Here is a 19,074-nt window from a genome sequence, read left to right as displayed (position 1 = left end):
GCCTGGTGGCCCGGTGTCCGTTGTCCTTCAGGGGAGTCGTCACACACATGTATGAGCGTCCGAACCGCCCGACCAGCTCTTCGGCAGCGCACCCCGGCAGTCCTCCCTCCCGAGCGCTGCCTCTCCTGACCGCCCAGTCGGGGATCTACTACGCGCACCAATTGGCGCCGCTCGGCACGGAGCTGAACACGGCCGACCGCGTGGAGATCGAGGGGCCGCTCGACGGGGACCTGTTCACCGAGGCCCTCGGCCGGGCCGTGGGCGAGGCGGAGACGCTGGCCGTACGGCTCACCGAGGTCGACGGCACACCCGTACAGCACGTCACGCGCACCGAACCCCGCCTCCACCGCCTCGAACTGACGGAGGAGCAGGCCGTGGCGTGGATGCGGGAGGATCTGGCCCGGCCGGTGGACCTCGCCTCCGCCGACGGGCTGATGACGCAGGCGCTGATCCGGGTGGGCGAGGGCCGCCACTGGTGGTACCAGCGCGTCCACCACATAGCCGTCGACGCCTACGCGCTCTCGCTGATCGGACGCCGGGTCGCCGAGCTCTACTCGGCCGCCGTCGCCGAAGAGCCCGCGCCCGAGGGCCGGTTCGCCTCGCTGAGCGAGCTGACCGACGCCGAGGCGGCGTATCTGTCCGGCGAGGAGTACGCCGAGGACCGCGCCTTCTGGGCGGAACGCATGGCCGGGTACTCCCCCGAGCCAGCACCCGCCACGTCCGATGCCTCTGCCGGTGGCGGACTCCTGCACCGCATCACCGACCTCCCCGCGAGCACCCTGGACCGGCTCTCCCGGGCGGCGCGCGCCGCGAAGGCGACCTGGGCCGAGCTCGTCGTCGCCGCGACCGCCGGTCATCTGCACCGGCTCACGGGCACGGAGGACGTGGTGCTGGGCCTGCCCCTGTCCAACCGGCGCGGCCCGGCCGCCCTGCGCACCCCCGCCATGACGGTGAACGTGCTGCCGCTGCGGATCGCCGTGCGCCCGCAGGACACCGGGGCCGAGCTGCTGCGCCGGGTCGTGCTGGAGATCCGCGAGGTCCGCCGCCACCAGCGGTACCCGCAGGCCGACCTGCGCCGCGACCTGGCCCTGGAGTCGGCCGACGCGCCGCTGACCGGCCCGATGGTCAACATCAAGCCCTTCGACGGGGCCCTCGACTTCGCCGGGCTCCCCGGCACCGTGCGCAACCTCGCCGCGGGTCCCGTGGAGAGCCTCGCGGTCGGCGCGGCCCCGGGGCCGGACGGCGGGCTGCGGCTCACGCTGGACGCCGACCCGGCCGCGTACGGGGAGGCGGGGCTCGCCGCGCACGAGGAGACCTGGCTGCGCTATCTCGACGGCCTGGCCGAACTGTTGCTCACCGCCCCGGACCGGCCCGTCGGCAGCCTGGACCTGCTCACCGACGACCAGGTGCGCGGGGCCACGGCGGGCCGCACCGAGCCCGCCATCGCCCTGACCGTCCCCCAGGCGTTCACCGCGCAGGCCGCGCTGACGCCCGGGGCCGTCGCCGTACGCTCGACCCTGGCGGGGACGTTCCGGGGGGCCGGGGAGACGGAGAGCGCCGCTGATGCGAGTGCAGGTGCCGGTGCCGGTTCCGGTGCTGACGCCGGCGCGGGTGCTGCAGCCGGTGCCGGATCCGGTTCCGGTGCCACCCTCACCTTCGCCGAGCTGGACGCCGTGTCCGACCGGCTGGCCCATCTGCTGGCCGGACTCGCGGTCCCGGCGGAGACCGGTGCCACGGTGGCGCTCGCCCTGCCCCGGACCGCCGACATGGTGGTGGCGCTGCTCGCCGTGCTCAAGGCGGGCCTCGTCTGCCAGCCGCTGGACCTCGGCCACCCCGCCGCCCGGACGCTGGCCGTCCTGGAGGACGCCCGGCCCGTCTGCGTCATCGGCACGGCCGAGACCCTGGCCGCGCTGCCGCCGCACGGTCTCGCCACCGTCGCGCTCGACGAGCCGGCGACGGCCGACGCGCTGGCCGCCTGCCCGGACGGCCCGCCCGCCACCGGGCCCGTGCCCGGTGACGCCGCCTATCTCATCCACACCTCCGGTTCCACCGGGCGTCCCAAGGGCGTCCTCGTCAGCCACGCCTCGCTGGCCAACCTCGGCGCCGGCCACCTCACCGACCACATCGCCCCCGCTGTCGCCCGCACCGGCCGGGAGCGGCTCCGGGTCGCCCACAGCGCGTCGTTCGCCTTCGACGCGTCCTGGGACCCGCTGCTGTGGATGGTCCACGGCCATGAGCTGCACCTGCTGGACGACGCCGCCTACCGGGACCCCGCGGTCCTCACCGCGTACGTCGGTACCCATCGTGTCGACTATCTCGATGTCACCCCTTCCTACGCCGAAGCGCTGATCGCCGAAGGTCTGCTGGACGAGGGGCGCCACCACCCCGCCCATCTGGTCGTCGGCGGCGAGACCGTGCCCCCGGCCCTCTGGGAGCGGCTGACCGCAGCCGACGGCGTGCACCCGGTCAACCTCTACGGCCCGACCGAGACGACCGTCGACGCCTACTACTGGCTGCCCGGCGATTCCGCCGACCGGCCCGGGGGCAGACCCGTGCGTGGATCGCGGGCCTATGTCCTGGACTCCTCCCTGCGTCCCGTGCCCGCCGGGGTGACCGGTGAGCTGTACATCGCCGGTCCCTGCCTGGCCATCGGCTACCTCGGCCGCCCCGACCTGACCGCCGAGCGGTTCGTCGCCGACCCCTTCGGCGCGCTCCACGGCGTGCCCGGGGGCCGGATGTACCGCACCGGAGACCTGGTGCGCCGCCGCGAGGACCACACACTGGAGTTCCTCGGGCGCAGCGACGACCAGGTGAAGATCCGCGGCTTCCGGATCGAGCTCGGGGAGATCCAGGCCCGGCTCGCGGCGCACCCGCAGGTCGCTGCGGCCGCCGTCATCGCCCGGGAGACCGGGCACGGCAAGCGGCTCCTCGCCTACGCGGTCCCGGTGAAGGACGGCGGAACACCCCCCACCCCGAACGCCCTCCGCGACCACCTGGCCGCCGCCCTGCCCGAGCACATGGTCCCCGCGACCGTGACGCTGCTGGACGCCCTCCCCCGTACCGCCAACGACAAGCTGGACCACCGCGCGCTGCCCGACCCCGAACCGCTCTCCCCCGCCATCGGGGCGGAGGTCGTCGGTGAGAGCGGCCCGCACACCGAGATCGTGCGGGGTCTCTACGCCGACGTCCTCGGTATCGCGGAGCCCCCGGCGGCCGAGGCGGGCTTCCTCGACCTCGGCGGGCACTCCCTGCTCGCCGCCCGGCTGGCCGCCCGCGTCCGCGAGCACTTCGGCGTCCCGTTCTCCATAGCCGACGTCTTCCGCCACTCCACCGCGGCGGCCATCGCCGCCCAGGTCCGCACCCGCAGCGGCGCGGCCACCGCGTCCGTACCGCTCTCGCCCGTCCCCCGCACCGGTCCCCTCCCTCTCTCTCCGGCCCAGCAGCGGCTCTGGTTCCTCCACCGCCTCGAAGGCCCCAGCCCGACCTACAACATCCCGCTCGTCCTGAGCGTCAACGGCCCCCTCGACCGGGACGCGCTCCAGCTCGCCCTGCACGATCTGGTGGACCGTCACGAGACACTGAGAACGGTATATCCGCCCACTGACAACGGTCCCGGCGCGGACGGGGACGGCACCCCTCACCAGGTGATTCTTCCCCCGGGCCATGAGGCGGCCCGTCCGGTGCTGCGCCTCGCGGAGCCCGGCAGCGACCTCACCGAGGCGGTGCGGCACTGCTTCGACCTGGCCGCCGAGCCGCCCCTGCGCACGGTCCTGTTCAGCGACTCCCCGGCCCACCACACCCTGCTCCTGCTGCTCCACCACATCGCGGGCGACGGCGCGTCCACCACTCCCCTGGCCCGCGACCTCGCGACCGCCTACACCGCCCGTGTCGCGGGCAGCGCCCCCGCATTCACGCCACTGGCGGGCCAGTACGTCGACCACGCGGCCCGGCTCCAGCAGCTCCTGGGCACCCCCGCCGCCCCCACCCCGCTCGCCGAGGCCCAGTTCGCCCACTGGCGCGAGGCGCTGGCCGGGCTGCCGGACCAGCTGGAACTGCCCACCGACCGGCCCCGGCCGCCCGTCGCCACCTCGGCGGGCGACACCGTGCCGTTCGCCCTGGACGCGACCACGCACGAGGCGCTGCGCCGGGTGGCCCGGGCGCACGGCGCGACGGTCTTCATGACCGTGCAGGCGGGTCTCGCCGCCCTGCTGACCCGGCACGGCTGCGGCACCGACATCCCGCTCGGCACCCCCGTCGCGGGCCGCGACGACGACACCACGGCCGGGCTGGTCGGCTTCTTCACCAACACCGTGGTCCTGCGCACGGACACCTCCGGCGACCCGGGCTTCGGCGCCCTGCTCGACCGGGTGCGCACCACCACCCTCGCCGCGTACGAGCACGACGCGCTGCCCTTCGACCACCTGGTGGAGGCGCTGAACCCGCCGCGCTCCCTGGCCCGGCACCCGCTGTTCCAGGTGATGCTGGCCTGGCAGTCGATCGCGGACGGGCCCGCCGCCTTCGGCCCGGACGCCACCGCGCGGCTCGCCGCCGTACCGTCGGGCACCGCCAAGTTCGACATGACCCTCAACGCGGGTGAGCTGGCCGGCGGCGGGATCGCCGGGTTCCTGGAGTTCCGCACGGACCTCTTCGACCGGACGACCGCGCAGGCGCTCGCGGACCGGCTGGCCCGGCTGCTGACCGCCGCGGCAGCGGAGCCGGAGACCCCGGTCGGGCTGCTGCCCGTGCTCGGTGAGGACGAGGTGCACCGCGCCCTGGTCGAGGCCAACGGCGTGCCCGCCGACCGCCCGGTGCCGCTCACCCTCACCGAGGTCTACGAGGTGGCGGCGCGCCGTCACCCGGATCGCGTGGCCGTGAGCTGTGCGGGCGAGTCGCTGACGTACGCCCAACTCTCTTCCCGTGCGCAGTCGTTGGCGCGGCTGCTGGCTTCCCGGAACATCGGGCCCGGCTCCATCGTGGCCCTCGCGCTGCCGCGCTCGCTGGACCTGGTGGCGGGGCTGCTCGCGGTGTCGTTGTCGGGCGCCGCGTATCTGCCGATGGACCCGGACTACCCGGCGGACCGGCTGGCGTACATGCTGGAGGACGCCCGTCCGGCCGCGCTGATCACGGACGCGGCGACGGCGGACCGGCTGCCCGCGCACGAGCTGCCGCTGATCACGGTGGACGAGGCGGCGGGCTTCCCGGACGGGCCGCTGAGCCAGTCGGACCGGACGCGGCCGCTGAGCCCGCAGGACCCGGCGTACGTCATCTACACCTCGGGATCCACCGGCCGCCCCAAGGGAGTTGTCGTCACCCAGCACAATGTGACGCGGCTGATGACGGCGACCGAGCACTGGTTCGCGTTCGGTCCCGACGATGTGTGGACGCTGTTCCACTCCTACGCCTTCGACTTCTCGGTGTGGGAGCTGTGGGGCGCGCTGCTGTACGGCGGACGGGTCGTCGTCGTACCGCATCTGACGAGCCGTGACCCGCAGGCGTTCCTGCGGCTGTTGGCCGATGAGCGGGTGACCGTCCTCAATCAGACACCGTCCGCGTTCTACCAGCTGGCCGCCGCCGACAGGGAGGCTCCCGGGCACAACCTGGCGCTGCGGTATGTGGTGTTCGGCGGTGAGGCGCTGGAGCTGGGGCGGCTCGCCGACTGGTACACGCGCCACCACGAGAACGCGCCGACGCTGGTCAACATGTACGGCATCACCGAAACCACCGTCCATGTCTCCTACCTGGCGCTCGACCGGGCGACGGCCGCCTCCGCAGTCTCCAGCACCATCGGGGTCAACATCCCCGACCTGCGCGTCTACGTGCTGGACGACCGTCTCCAGCCGGTGCCGCCCGGGGTCACCGGCGAGATGTACGTCGCCGGCCAGGGCGTGGCCCTCGGCTATCTGGGCCGCCCGGACCTGACGGCGGGGCGCTTCGTCGCCGATCCGTTCGCGCATCTCTTCGGGGAGAGCGGGACCCGGATGTACCGCTCGGGCGACCTCGCCCGGCGGCGTGCCGATGGAACGCTGGAGTACTTCGGGCGCGGCGACCAGCAGGTGAAGATCCGCGGGTTCCGCATCGAACTGGGCGAGATCGAGGCCGTATTGGCCGCGCATCCGGAGGTCGCGGATGTGGCGGTCGTGGTCCGTGAGGATGTGCCGGGCGACAAGCGGCTGGTCGGCTACGTGGTTTCCGCGCCCGGCACCGACCCGGTCCCGGGCGAGCTGCGCGAGCACGCGGCGGCGTTGCTGCCGGTGCACATGGTGCCCTCGGCCGTGGTCGTGCTGGACCGGCTGCCGCTGACCGGCAACGGCAAGCTGGACCGCAAGGCGCTGCCCGCGCCGAATGTTCCGGTGGGCGGCGGGGGCCGGGCGCCGCGCACGGTCCGCGAGGAGCAGCTCTGCTCGGTCTTCGCCGAGGTGCTGGGGCTGCCGTCGGCCGGGGTGGAGGACAACTTCTTCGACCTGGGCGGCCATTCGCTGCTCGCGGTGCGCCTCGCGGGGCGGATCAGGGCCGCGTTCGGCATCGAGGTGTCGATCGGTACGGTCTTCCAGGCGCCGACGCCCGCCGCCCTGGACGCGGCGCTGGACATCTCGCGCGAGGACGATCCGCTCGACGTGCTGCTGCCGCTGCGGCCCGCCCGCCCCGGCGACCGCTCCCCCGTCCACTGCGTGCACCCGGCGGGCGGTCTGAGCTGGTGCTACGCCGGTCTGATCCGCCATCTCCCGGCCGATGTGCCGATCTACGGTCTCCAGGCCCAGGGCGTCGGTGAGGCGACGGCGGACGAGCCCCTGCCCGCCACCCTGGAGGAGCTGGCCGCCCACTACGCCTCCCGTATCCGCGAGGTCCAGCCGGAGGGGCCCTACCGGCTGCTCGGCTGGTCGACCGGCGGCATCATCGCCCACGCGATCGCGGCGGTGCTCCAAGAGGCGGGCCACGAGGTCGAGTTGCTTGCGATCCTCGACGCCTACCCCGCCGAGGGCTTCCGCGATCTACCGGTGCCCGACCGGGCCGAGCCGCTCGAATCGCTGCTGACCATGGGCGGTTACGGCCCCGACAGCCTCGGCGACAAGGAGCTGACGACGGCGAACGTGGTGGAGGTGCTGCGCCGCGAGGGCTCCCCGCTGGCCGCGCTCTCGGCCGCGAAGATCGAGGCGCTCGGCGAGGTGTACCTCAACACCAACGATCTCGTACGGGCCTACGACCACCGGGTGTTCCGGGGCGATGTGCTGTTCTTCCGGGCCACGGTGGACACCATCGACGACACCCTGACGCCGGAGACCTGGACCCCGTATGTGAGCGGGCGCATCGACAACACGAACGTCGCCTGCTCGCACAAGGACATGACCCTGCCCGAACCGATCGCGCACATCGCCCGCGTGGTCGCCGACCGACTCACCGAGCTGGAGAAGTGACACCGATGAGTGACGCACCCGCCAACCCCTTCGACGCTGAAGGGCAGTTCCTCGTCCTGACCAACGCCGAGGGGCAGCACTCGCTGTGGCCGCTCTTCGCGCCGGTGCCCGCGGGCTGGTCGACGGCTCACGGTCCGTGCGCCCGCCAGGAGGCGCTGGACTGGATCAACGCGCACTGGGCCGGCCCCGTCGCCGTCACCGCCCGGTGAGCGGGCTGCTGATCCGGCCCCGGATACGTCCCCGGGTCGCCGTCGTCCTCGTCTACACGGCCGCGATGTGCATGAACGGCCTCGACTCGACGATCGTGAACCCGGCTCTCTATACGATCGCGGGCGACTTCGGCCGTCCGCTGTCGGCCGCCAACACCGTGGAGACGGCCTTCCTGGTCGCGCTCGCGGTGGGGCTGCCGGTGGCGGGGTGGCTGGGTGACCGGTTCGGAACGAAGCGGGTGTTCCTCGGCTCGCTGACCGCGTTCACGATCGCCTCGGCGGTCTGCGGACTGGCCCCGGACCTGAACACCCTGGTGGTGGCGCGGGCCGTACAGGGCCTGGCCGGTGGGCTGTTGACGCCGGTCGGGATGACGCTGCTGTTCCGGGCGTTCCCGCCGCACGAGCGGATGAAGCTGGCCAAGGTACTGATTGTGCCGACGGCGCTGATGCCCGCGCTCGGTCCGCCGCTGGGCGGTCTGCTCACCGAACACCTCTCCTGGCACTGGCTGTTCTTCGTGAATGTGCCGATCGGTACGGCGGCGGTGCTGCTGGGCGTGTTCGGTCTACGCGAGCATGTCGAGGGCCCCGAGGGGAAGTTCGACGTCGTCGGCTTCTGGCTGGCCACTCCGGCGCTGGGTCTGCTGACGTACGCGCTCGGCTTCGGTCCCTCGCAGGGCTGGACCCGGCCCGCCGTCGCCGTCAGCGCGGCCCTCGGCTCCGTCCTGCTGGTGGCGGCCGTCCTGCACCAGGTGCGGGCGAAGACGCCGTTGCTGAGGCTGCGGCTGCTCGCCGACCGGGTGTACGGGTCGGCGTCCGCGCTGGCCGGGGTCACCGCGGCCGGGCTGATGGGCGTGCTGTTCGTCTTCCCGCTGCTCTACCAGGCGAGCCTGGGCGCTTCGGCGCTCGATGCCGGGCTGAGCGTCTTCCCGGAGGCGGTGGGGCTGATGCTGGCCTCGCAGGTGGTGGACCGGCTGCTGCCGAAGCTCGGCCCGCGGCTGCTGACCGTACCGGCGCTGCTGGTCGCCGCGGCGGTCTTCGCGACGCTTGCGATCCCGGGCGTCGCGGAGAACGCGTGGAGCGTGCGCGGGCTGATGTTCCTGATCGGTCTGGTGCTCGGCACGGCGGTGCTCACCGTGCAGATCTCCGGGTTCGAGTCGATCGGGCCCGCCGACATGGGCCAGGCGATGGGCCTGTTCCAGATCGTCCGGACGCTCGGCGGTGCCCTGGGCATCGCCGCCTGTGCGGCGGTGATCGGGGGTGGCCATGTGACGGAGGCCGCCGCCGACCCGGGTCCGTACCGCACGGCGGTGTGGGTGACGGCCGCGCTCGTCGCGGCCGGGGCGCTGATCGCGCTGCGGCTGCCGCGCGAGGCCCCGCAGCCGCCGCCCTTCGACGACGAGGACGCGCCGCCGGGCGAGGGCCTGGCGGCGGACGAGGCTCGGGCCGTCAAGGGCTGAGCGGGTACGGGTAAGGGGCGGGGCGGCATCCGGAGGGGGGATGCCGCCCCGCCCCTTTCGCGTTCTCGTGGGGGTGCGGGATGCGTTACGGGCCGAGCAGGGCCGCCAGGCCGTCCGCGAGGCCGCCGCGCCAGCAGGCGTAGTCGTGGCCGCCGTTGAACTCCCGGTAGCGCACGTCGTATCCGCGGGCGCGCAGGATGTTGCGGAACCTGCGGTTCTCCTCCAGGAGCATCCACTCCTGCCGGCCGACCTCCAGGTGGAGGGTGATGGGCCTGCGCTCCGCCCAGGCGTACCGGCCGGTGAGCCATTCGCCCTCTCGGTCGTCGTCGGGCCACCAGAAGGAGCCGGACTGGGAGAGGGCGAGGCCGAAGCGGTCGGGGCGCTGGAAGGCGGCGAAGGCGGCGGTGAGGCCGCCCGCGCTCTGTCCGGCGACGACGGTCCGGGCGGCGTCCGCCCCGGCCCCGTACTCCTGCTCGGTCCAGGGCAGCAGGGTGTCGGCGAGCCAGTCGACGAACGGGGCGCTGCAGGCGAGGTCCTCCATGCGGCGGCCCATGGTGTCGACCAGGACCGCGACGGTGGGCGGGAGTTCGCCGTCGGCGTGCAGGTTGTCGAAGATGTCGCCGACGCCGAGGACCGGCCCCCACATCTCGCCGTCCAGGAGCACGGCGAGCGCGTACGGGCCTGCGTCCGGGCGGTGTCCCGGCGGGAGGTGGACCGTGATCCGGCGCCCGTCGACCTCGGTGTCGAGGCTCTGGCCCCGGTCCACGTCCTCGCGGCGCCGGGTGTGCGACTGGTCGGGTGCTTCGGGGAGTTCGAGTACGGAGGCGGGGTTGCGGCCGTCGCGGGAGGGCAGCGGGGCCCCGGTGTTGAGCGGGTCGGGTTCCGCGTGGTCGAGGACCCGGCGCCAGGAGGGGCGGTCGGCGCGCAGGGCGTCCTCGCGGGTGCCGCAGGTGGCGTGGAACTGGTACGAGGCGCGGTGGTCGGTGCGGAGCCGGTGGCTGATGGCCCAGACCCCGGTGCCCTCGACCCGTTCCATCAGGTGTGGGGCGAGGTCGCCCGCGTGCCGGTCCTTGTCGGTGACCGTGTGGACCAGGGCCAGGACGTGGGTGGCGGGGCGGGCGGGGTCCTCCCGGCGGACGAAGGTGACCAGCCGGTGGTCGGCCTCGCCCTCGGGGTCGGGTTCGACGAGGGGGGCGCCGGTCTCGGAGACGTAACTCCAGAACGCCTCCTCGGCGTCGGGCTTGCCCTCGCGTACGTCCTCAAGAAGCGTACGCAGCAAGGGGCTTCGCACGGTGGGTACCTCGGATCGGGTCGGTCCCGCGGACACGGGCGGGGCGGGCGGGTTGCGGCGCGGTGGGTAGGTCATGTGCGGGCCGCCTTTCAGACGCGGGTGGCGGCGGAGCGGCCGAGGAGCACCCAGAGCAGGAACGGGCCGCCGAGGACGGTGGTGACGATGCCGACGGGGAGTTCGACGCCGTCGAAGGCGATCCGGCCGAGGGTGTCGGCGGCGACCACGAGGACGGCGCCGGTGAGCATCGATCCGACCAGCGGGACCCGCAGGGGGCCGGCGAGCCGGGAGGCGATGACCGGGGAGGCGAGCGCCACGAAGCCGACCGGGCCGCAGATGCCGACCGCGAGGCCCGCGAGGCCGACGGCCAGCAGCAGGGCGAGGGCGCGGACCCGGCCGGGGGCGGAGCCGAGGGAGGAGGCGGTGGCGTCGTCGAAGCGCAGGACACCCAGGTGGCGGGCGACGGCGAGGCTGGCGGGGACGAGGATCGCGAGGCCGATGAGGACGGGTACGGCGACGGAGTAGCTGCGTCCGTTGAGGCTGCCGGAGGTCCACACGTACAGCGAGCTCGCGGAGCTGAGTGAGCGGCGGGAGAGCACGACCTGCGTGATGGCGGAGGCCAGGGCGGACATGGCGAGGCCGACGACGAGGACGCGGTAGCCGCGCTGGCCGAGGCCGCCGGAGACGGTGGTGACAACGATGACGGCGACCAGGGCGCCGATCGGTCCCGCCCACCAGGCGCCGAACGTTCCGGTGGAGCTGAGGGTGACGGAGAGCAGGACGGCGGCGGTGGCCCCGTCGTTGACGCCGAGGAGCTCGGGGGTGGCGAGGCGGTTGCGGGCCAGGGTCTGGGTGAGGCAGCCCGCGAGGCCGAGGGCGGCGCCCGCGGTGAGTCCGGCGACGATGCGGCCGAGGCGGAAGTTCTGGACGAGCAGGACGTCGAAGCGGTCGCCCTGGCCGATGACCGCGCGGAAGGTGCGGGCGACGCCCATGTCGCTCTGGCCCGCGTAGGCGGAGAGGACGACGGCGGCCAGGAGGGCCGCGGCGAGCGCGACGGCGGCGAGGGCCGCGCGCCGGGTGATCAGCAGGGAGAGGGGACCGCGCCGGACGACCAGGGTGTCGGGCGGGCGGACCCGGACGGCCTTGGGGGTACGGCCCTTCGGGCGGGGCAGGGCGAGCTTGAAGCGGCGCGGGCGGTCGGGGGCGCGCTCCTCGGTGGCCGGTTCCGTCATGCCCATCGAGGACAGCTGCTTGGAGCGGACGATGGCGATGAGGACGGGGGCGCCGATGAGGGCGACGATCACGGAGACGGGTGCCTCGAAGGGCCGGGAGACCACGCGGGCGGCGACGTCCGAGACGGCCAGGACGCAGGCGCCGATGAGTCCGGCGAGCAGGAGGCGGGCGGCCAGCCGGGTGCCGGCGATGGCTCGGGCGAGGAATCCGGCGAGCAGACCGAGGAAGGAGATGGGCCCGGCGAGCGCGACGGCGGAGGCGGTGAGGAGGGTGACGCCGACGGCGACGACCGTGCGGATGACGGGCGGCCGGTGGCCGAGGCTGCGGGCCAGGTCGTCGCCGAGGGCGAGGGCGGAGAGCGGGCGCGCGACGAGCAGGGCGACGAGGAATCCGATGGCGAGGACGGGGGCCAGGCGGCCGAGTTCACCGAAGCCCTCGACCCCGGCGAGGGAGCCGAGGACCCAGAAACGGAATCTGTCGTAGGTCTCGGCGGAGTTGACGACGATGACGCTGGTGAGTCCGCCGAAGGTGGCGCCGAGCGCCGCACCGGCGAGGACTAGGCGCATGGGAGAGCCGCCGCCGCGCCGCCCGGAGATGAGGAGGACCAGGCCGCTGGCGACCACCGCGCCGACGAACGCGCAGACCAGGTAGGCGTAACCGGAATCGAAGCCGAGGAGCGCGATGCCCGCGACGACACCGAGGGACGCGCCCGCGTTGACGCCGAGCAGTCCGGTCTCGGCGAGCGGGTTGCGGGTGACCGCCTGGAGGAGGCATCCGGCGACACCGAGGGCCGCGCCGACGAGCAGGGCGGTGAGGGTGCGCGGCAGGCGCAGGTCGCCGACGACGAGGGAGAGGCGGGCGTTGTCGCGGGCCCCGCCCCGGTCGAGCAGATAGTCGAGCACTCCGCCGACGCCGACCTCCCCCGCGCCGATGGAGAGGGAAAGCCCGCTCAGCAGCAGGACGGCCACCGCGAGACCGGCGACGGCGAGCGCCACGGTGCGGCGGCCGGTGGAGGGCGCGCCAGGGGCCGTCTCCGTGCCCGGGGATATCTCCGTACCGGGTACGGAACCGGGTCTGGAGCCGGGCTCCGGAGCGGTTTCCTCCGCTCCGGCGGGCGGTGTCTTCGCCCTCCGTTCGCTCACCTCTCCGTCCAACTGGGCGGTCGAGGAGTCGTGTTCGGGAGCCGAGGCCGTGGTCCCCGTGCGCGGCGTTTGCATAAGGTGAGGCTAACCTAACCGTATATCGACGGCTCGACACCCTTCTGGGCGGTCGAATCAATTTAGGTTACCCTTACCTAACACCCAGGGGGAGGTAGTTTCATGCCTGAGCACATACCGGGCAGAAGTGGCGAGTTCGAGGGCCGCACGGCCCTGGTGACCGGTGCCGGACAAGGCATCGGAGCCGCTGTCGCCGAACTGCTCGCCGACCTCGGCGCCCAGGTGGCGGCCACCGACCGGGCCGGGCACACCATCGAGGCGCTGGCCGCCGACTGGCCGCGACGGCAGGAGAAACTGCCGGCGGGAGAGCGTTCGGCGGGCTGTCTGGAACCCTATGTGATGGACGTCACGGACCGGGTTGCGGTGGAGAACACCGTGGCCCGCGTCGAACGCGAACTGGGCCCGGTGGACGTCCTCGTGAACGTCGCGGGCATCCTGCGCACCGGCCCGGCGACCGGGCTCTCCGCACAGGACTGGGCGGACACCTTCGCGGTGAACACCACCGGCGTCTTCCATGTCTCGCAGAGCGTCGCCCCGCTGATGGTGACCCGGAAGTCCGGCTGCATCGTCACCGTCGGCTCCAACGCCGCCGGGATCCCGCGCACCGGCATGGCCGCCTACGCCGCCTCCAAGGCGGCCGCAGCCATGTTCACCAAGTGTCTGGGGCTCGAACTCGCCCGCAGCGGCGTGCGGTGCAACATCGTCGCCCCCGGCTCCACCGACACCGCGATGCAGCGGGCGCTGTGGACCGACCCGGGCGCCGAGGCACGGGTGATAGACGGCGACCCGTCGACGTACCGCACCGGCATACCGCTGGGCCGGATCGCCGAACCCGCCGACATCGCCGACGCGGTGGCGTTCCTCGCCTCGGACCGCGCCCGCCACATCACGCTCCAGGAGCTGTACGTCGACGGCGGCGCGACCCTGCGCTGACCGGCGGCCCCGCACCTCCCCTCCGTACCGCTTCACCTCCCATCCAGCCCCCCGCACCCGCTGACGGGACCATCGAGAATGGAGTCCCCGTGTCGACGGCATCCCAGGTCGCCACGCACGTACCCCCGGCCGAGTCGGCCCACCCCGCGGTAGGAGCCGCCACGTCGCTCCTCGACGCCTACACACCGGGCGCCAGTTTCCTCGCGACGCCCGGGCGCACGCTCCTCGCACGCGGACCGGGACGCGAAGTCCCTTACGACGAGAGACCCTTGACCGACCGGGTGAACGCCACCCTGACCGAGGCCGTCGCCGCCGGACAGGAATCGCCCGTGGTGATCGGCGCCATCCCGTTCGACCACACGGCGCCCGCCGCCCTCACCGTGCCGGCGGCGGTGCGCACCGCGCCGCCGCTCGCCTCCGACCCGCTCATCGCCCTGCCCGCCGGCCCCTCCGCCGCCGCGGACTGGCGGATACGGCCGGTGCCGGAGCCCGAGGTCTACGGGGCGGGCGTCGCCGCCGCCGTGGCCCGCATGTGGCGCGGCGAGTTCAGCAAGGTGGTGCTGGCCCGCACCCTGGAACTCACCTCCGGCGCCCCGCTCGACCTGCCCGGGATGCTCCAGCGGCTGGCCCGCCGCGACCCCTCCGGCTACACCTTCGCGCTGCCGACCGGCCCCGACCGCACCCTGATCGGCGCCAGCCCCGAGCTGCTCGTCTCCCGCCACGGCAACCAGGTCGTCGCCAACCCGCTCGCCGGGTCCACCCCCCGCAGCGACGACCTCGCCGAGGACGTCCGCCGGGCCGCGACGCTGCTGGAGTCCGTCAAGGACCTCCACGAGCACGCCGTCGTCGTGGACGCCGTCCACCAGGCGCTCGCCCCGCACTGCACCGGGATGACCGTCCCGGCCCGCCCGACGCTGATCCGCACCGCCACCATGTGGCACCTGTCCACCACGGTCACCGGCACCCTCTCCTCCCCCGGCACCTCGGCGCTGGACCTGGCGATGGCGCTGCACCCGACGCCCGCCGTGTGCGGCACGCCGACGCGGACGGCCCGTCAGGTCATCGCGGAGACCGAGCCGTTCGACCGCGGCTTCTTCACCGGTGTCGTCGGCTGGGGGAACGCCGACGGCGACGGTGAATGGGTCGTCACGATCCGCTGCGCCGAGGCCGAGGAGCGCACGCTGCGCCTGTACGCCGGTGCGGGCATCGTCGCCGCCTCCGAGCCCGAGGCGGAGACCGCCGAGACCGCGGCGAAGTTCCGCACCTTCCTCAGCGCCGTGGGAGCCGAGCTGTGAGTACGCAAGCGGCGCCGACCTGGCCCGCCGAGTTCGCCGCGAAGTACCGGGCGGCCGGCTGGTGGCGCGGGGAGACCTTCGGCGAGATGCTGCGGCAGCGCGCCGAGGAGCACCCGGACCGGATCGCGATCGTCGACCCGGCGGCCGGGAGCCGATGGACCTACGCCGATCTCGACCGGCGCGCCGACCGGCTGGCCGCGGGCTTCCTCGCCCGCGGGATCGCCAAGGGCGACAACGTGGTGGTCCAACTCCCCAACATCGCCGAGTTCTTCGAGGTGATCTTCGCGCTGTTCCGGATCGGCGCGCTGCCCGTCTTCGCGCTGCCCGCCCACCGCGAGACCGAGATCGCCTACTTCTGCGAGTTCACCGAGGCGGTCGCCTACGTCATCGCGGCCGAGCACGGCGGCTACGACTACCGGGAGCTTGCGACGAAGACCCACGCCCAAGTACCCACGCTGAAGTACGTGTTCGTCGCCCAGGGGGACCCCGGCGACTTCGAGGCGCTGGCCGAGGTGGCCGAGGAGCCGGTCGGCTACGGCGGGCCGCGCCCCGACGACCTGGCCTTCCTCCAGCTCTCCGGCGGCAGCACCGGCGTACCGAAGCTGATCCCGCGCACCCACGACGACTACATCTACTCGCTGTGGGGCTCCAACGAGATCTGCGGGGTCGATGAGAACAGCGTCTACCTGGTCGCACTGCCCGCCGCCCACAACTTCCCTCTGTCGTCGCCCGGTTCGCTCGGCACGCTGTACGCGGGTGGTCGCGTGGTGCTGTGCCCGCAGCCCTCGCCCGAGGTGGCCTTCCCGCTGATCGAGCGTGAGGGCGTGACCATCACCGGCCTGGTGCCGCCACTGGCCCTCCTCTGGACCGAGGCCGCACCCGGCAGCGCGCACGACCTCAGCAGCCTGGACGTGCTGCTCGTGGGCGGCGCCAAGTTCAGCGAGGAGGCGGCACGCAGGGTGCGTCCCGCGCTCGGCTGCACGCTCCAGCAGGTCTTCGGGATGGCCGAGGGGCTGGTCAACTACACGCGTCTGGACGACCCGGTGGAGACCATCGTCACCACTCAGGGCCGGCCCATCTCCCCGGACGACGAGATTCTGGTCGTCGACGACGAGGACCGGGAGGTGGAGCCCGGCGGGACGGGCCACCTGCTGACCCGGGGCCCGTACACGATCCGCGGCTACTGGAACGCCCCGGAGCACAACGCCCGTTCCTTCACCGAGGACGGCTTCTACCGCACCGGCGATGTCGTCCGGGTCACGGAGAGCGGGCACATCGTCGTGGAGGGGCGCGCCAAGGACCAGATCAACCGGGGCGGCGAGAAGGTCGCCGCCGAGGAGGTGGAGAACCACATCCTCGCCCACCCGGCCGTGCACGACGCGAACGTGGTGGCCGAGCCCGACCCGTATCTGGGTGAGCGCGTCTGCGCGTACGTGATCCTGCGCTCGGGCGCCGGTCCGCTGAAGGCAGTGGCGATCAAACGGTTCGTACGGGAACGGGGTCTGGCCGCCTACAAGGTGCCGGACCGGGTCGAGTTCGTGGACGCGTTCCCGCAGACCGGGGTCGGCAAGGTCTCCAAGAAGGATCTGCGCAACGCCGCCGCCCGCACCGCCGCACCCGCGCCTGCTCCCGCCCTCTGACGTTTCCGCCGCACGTCCCCGCAACCTTCGAACGGAACCCTCTCCACCATGGCCCTGCCCGCCATCACCCCCTACCCCATGCCGTCCGCCGACGAGCTGCCCGCCAACCGGGTCGACTGGACCGTCGACCCGGCGCGCGCCGTGCTGCTCGTCCACGACCTGCAGAACTACTTCCTGTCGGCGTACGACCGGCAGGCCGCACCCGTGCCCGAACTCCTGGCGCACGTGGCCGAGTTGAAGAAGGAGGCGGCGCGCCTGGGCGTGCCGGTCCTCTACACCGCGCAGCCCGGCGGCCAGAGCGCCGAGGAGCGCGGGCTCCAGCAGGACTTCTGGGGCCCCGGTCTGCCGGCCGACGAGCACGCGGCGGCCATCGCCGACGAGGTCGCGCCCGACGACGGCGACACCGTCATCACCAAGTGGAAGTACAGCGGCTTCGTCCGCACCGATCTGCTGGAGCGGCTGCGTGAGCAGGGCCGCGACCAGATCGTCCTCACCGGCGTCTACGCCCACATCGGTGTCCTGATGACCGCGTGCGACGCCTGGATGCAGGACATCCAGGCGTTCGTGGTGGCCGACGCGGTCGCGGACTTCTCGGCCGACGACCACGCGATGGCGCTGCGCTGGGCGGCCGGCAAGTGTGCCGTCGTCACCACCGCCCGGGCCGTCTTCGAAGGGAAGTGACCGCTGTGACCCTGACGCTCGAACAGCTGCGCGCCGATGTCGCCGACATCCTCGGCGAGGAGCCGGAGGAGATCCCGCTCGACGAGAACCTCGTCGACTACGGGCTCGACTCCGTCCGTCTGATGTCCCTGGCGGCGGCCTGGCGCCGCGACCACGGGATCGAGGTGGCCTTCGCCGACCTCGCCGAGAAGCCGGCCCTGGAAGCGTGGGGGCCGCTGCTCGGGGTGACCTCCTGAGCAGGCGGTGACCAGCAGCTCCGCCGAGGGCGGTGCGGACCCGGCAGTACCGGGTCCGCACCGCCCTCGGCGCGTTTTCCCGATGGACCGTGCTACAGTGCGATGAGCATACGTGGATGCCCCTTCGTCGGGCACCGGTGCTGTTTTCTCTCCATCGCTGTTGCGCCCGTCCTCGCAGGACCGGCGATCCAGCTTCTTCCCAGCGTTTCTCGCTGTCTCTCCTTCCGGCTGTCGGGCTTCCGTGCCCCGGTGCGGGCGTGACGATGCCGCCCCTCCGTACGCCGGTCCCTCATTCGCCACGTCCGCGAAAGGACCCCTCCCATGGCCACCACACTCGAACGCCCCGTACTCCGTGAGCCGCGCCCCGTCCGGGCCGCAGGTCTCCTGGACACCGCCCCCGGCGGCCACGGCCTGCTCCGTGTCCGGGCCGGCCACCCCTCCCCCGACGACATCAAGGTCTCTCCCGCGCTGATGCGCCGGTACGGCCTGCGCAAGGGCGACGCCGTCGAGGGGAGCTGCGAGCGGCCCCGCGTCCTCGACACCGTCGACCGGGTCAACGGCCTCGCGCCGCAGACTTCGGGCGGCCGCGCCCACTTCCACGACCTCACCCCGGTCCACCCCACCGAGCGGCTGCGGCTGGAGACCCCGAAGGGCGGTCCGGCGCTCCGGATCGTCGATCTGGTCTCCCCCGTCGGCAAGGGCCAGCGCGGCCTGCTCGTCGCACCGCCCAGGACCGGCAAGACGGTCCTGCTCCAGCAGCTCGCCGCCGCCGTCGCCACCAACCACCCCGAGTGCCATCTGATGGTGGTCCTCCTGGACGAACGCCCCGAGGAGGTCACCGACATGCGGCGCTCCGTGCGCGGCGAGGTGTACGCCTCCACCTTCGACCGGCCCGCCAAGGAGCACATCGCCCTCGCCGACCTGGCCGTGGAGCGCGCCAAGCGCCTCGTCGAGCAGGGCCGCGACGTGGTGGTCCTGCTGGACTCCCTCACCCGGCTGTGCCGCGCCCACAACAACGCGGCCGGATCGGGCGGCCGCACCCTGAGCGGCGGCGTCGACGCGGCGGCCCTGGCCGGCCCCAAGAAGCTGTTCGGGGCCGCGCGGTCCGCCGAGGAGGGCGGCTCGCTCACCATCCTGGCGACCGCGCTGGTGGAGACGGGCTCCCGCGCCGACGAGTTCTTCTTCGAGGAGCTGAAGGGGACCGGCAACATGGAGCTGCGCCTGGACCGCTCGCTGGCGGACCGGCGGGTCTTCCCCGCCGTCGACATCGCCCGCTCCGGCACCCGCCGTGAGGAGCTGCTGACGGGCCCCGTCGAGCTGTCCACCGTACGGGCGCTGCGCCGCGCCCTGCATGCCCGGGACGGTCATGGCGCCCTGGAGGCGCTGCTGGACAAGGTCCGGCGCACCCCGGACAACGCGACGTTCCTCCGTCAGGTGCAGCCCACCGTGCCGGGCGCCTAGCGGGCCGGGCAC

General features: G+C 73.4%; 11 protein-coding genes. 9 read left to right on the top strand and 2 right to left on the bottom strand.

The window, feature by feature from the left end:
- The first annotated feature begins 47 nt into the window (after positions 1 to 47).
- The 3 genes from IE264_RS16510 to IE264_RS16500 are packed head-to-tail and all read left to right on the top strand — an operon-like array spanning position 48 to position 9,078.
- Positions 48 to 7,412 carry a non-ribosomal peptide synthetase gene (locus tag IE264_RS16510; RefSeq protein WP_032754384.1) on the top strand — a complete coding sequence of 2,455 codons (7,365 nt, stop codon included), beginning with the start codon at positions 48 to 50 and terminating at the stop codon, positions 7,410 to 7,412.
- 5 nt (positions 7,413 to 7,417) lie between these two features.
- Positions 7,418 to 7,621, top strand: a complete 204-nt coding sequence (locus tag IE264_RS16505; RefSeq protein ID WP_032754381.1) for an MbtH family protein — start codon at positions 7,418 to 7,420, stop codon at positions 7,619 to 7,621.
- Positions 7,618 to 9,078 (top strand): DHA2 family efflux MFS transporter permease subunit, encoded by a 1,461-nt coding sequence (locus tag IE264_RS16500; protein ID WP_032754380.1) that lies wholly within the window; start codon positions 7,618 to 7,620, stop codon positions 9,076 to 9,078. The genes IE264_RS16505 and IE264_RS16500 overlap by 4 nt, the downstream gene beginning before the upstream one ends.
- Positions 9,079 to 9,163: 85 nt before the next feature.
- Here IE264_RS16500 and fes read toward each other — a convergent pair whose 3' ends face one another.
- Positions 9,164 to 10,444 (bottom strand): enterochelin esterase, encoded by a 1,281-nt coding sequence (fes, locus tag IE264_RS16495; protein ID WP_032754378.1) that lies wholly within the window; start codon positions 10,442 to 10,444, stop codon positions 9,164 to 9,166.
- Positions 10,445 to 10,458: 14 nt separating this feature from the next.
- Positions 10,459 to 12,816: a Fe(3+)-hydroxamate ABC transporter permease FhuB gene (fhuB, locus tag IE264_RS16490; RefSeq protein WP_190167653.1), complete on the bottom strand. Its 2,358-nt coding sequence runs from the start codon at positions 12,814 to 12,816 to the stop codon at positions 10,459 to 10,461.
- A gap of 102 nt (positions 12,817 to 12,918) precedes the next feature.
- Between fhuB and IE264_RS16485 the strand changes: the two genes are divergently transcribed.
- The 6 genes from IE264_RS16485 (at position 12,919) to rho (ending at position 19,062) form a co-directional block, all read left to right on the top strand.
- A complete protein-coding gene (locus IE264_RS16485) occupies positions 12,919 to 13,749 on the top strand; it encodes a 2,3-dihydro-2,3-dihydroxybenzoate dehydrogenase (RefSeq protein ID WP_015606762.1) in 831 nt (276 codons plus the stop codon).
- An 89-nt stretch (positions 13,750 to 13,838) separates the two neighbouring features.
- Complete coding sequence (gene dhbC / locus IE264_RS16480; RefSeq protein WP_032754376.1) at positions 13,839 to 15,044, top strand: isochorismate synthase DhbC; 1,206 nt, start codon at positions 13,839 to 13,841, stop codon at positions 15,042 to 15,044.
- Complete coding sequence (locus IE264_RS16475; protein WP_032754374.1) at positions 15,041 to 16,684, top strand: (2,3-dihydroxybenzoyl)adenylate synthase; 1,644 nt, start codon at positions 15,041 to 15,043, stop codon at positions 16,682 to 16,684. Before dhbC ends, IE264_RS16475 begins: the two co-directional genes overlap by 4 nt.
- Positions 16,685 to 16,732: 48 nt before the next feature.
- On the top strand, positions 16,733 to 17,365 hold the full coding sequence (locus tag IE264_RS16470; protein WP_015606765.1) for an isochorismatase family protein: 633 nt from the start codon (positions 16,733 to 16,735) through the stop codon (positions 17,363 to 17,365).
- Entirely contained in the window at positions 17,362 to 17,601 is a 240-nt protein-coding gene (locus IE264_RS16465; protein WP_078618624.1) for a phosphopantetheine-binding protein, read from the top strand. Before IE264_RS16470 ends, IE264_RS16465 begins: the two co-directional genes overlap by 4 nt.
- 321 nt (positions 17,602 to 17,922) lie before the next feature.
- On the top strand, positions 17,923 to 19,062 hold the full coding sequence (rho, locus tag IE264_RS16460; RefSeq protein WP_032754371.1) for a transcription termination factor Rho: 1,140 nt from the start codon (positions 17,923 to 17,925) through the stop codon (positions 19,060 to 19,062).
- Positions 19,063 to 19,074 lie beyond the last annotated feature (12 nt).

Origin of the sequence: Streptomyces microflavus (assembly GCF_014650075.1) — a bacterium.
GTDB classification, from domain to species: Bacteria; Actinomycetota; Actinomycetes; order Streptomycetales; family Streptomycetaceae; genus Streptomyces; species Streptomyces microflavus.
Note: the sequence above shows the minus strand (reverse complement) of the source record. Positions and strands in the feature narration are given on the sequence as shown.

Coding starts and splice junctions, on each gene's coding strand:
- IE264_RS16510 (WP_032754384.1), top strand. CDS start 48: ATGTATGAGCGTCCGAACCGCCCGACCAGCTCTTCGGCAGCGCACCCC.
- IE264_RS16505 (WP_032754381.1), top strand. CDS start 7,418: ATGAGTGACGCACCCGCCAACCCCTTCGACGCTGAAGGGCAGTTCCTC.
- fes (WP_032754378.1), bottom strand. CDS start 10,444: ATGACCTACCCACCGCGCCGCAACCCGCCCGCCCCGCCCGTGTCCGCG.
- fhuB (WP_190167653.1), bottom strand. CDS start 12,816: ATGCAAACGCCGCGCACGGGGACCACGGCCTCGGCTCCCGAACACGAC.
- IE264_RS16485 (WP_015606762.1), top strand. CDS start 12,919: ATGCCTGAGCACATACCGGGCAGAAGTGGCGAGTTCGAGGGCCGCACG.
- IE264_RS16470 (WP_015606765.1), top strand. CDS start 16,733: ATGGCCCTGCCCGCCATCACCCCCTACCCCATGCCGTCCGCCGACGAG.
- rho (WP_032754371.1), top strand. CDS start 17,923: ATGGCCACCACACTCGAACGCCCCGTACTCCGTGAGCCGCGCCCCGTC.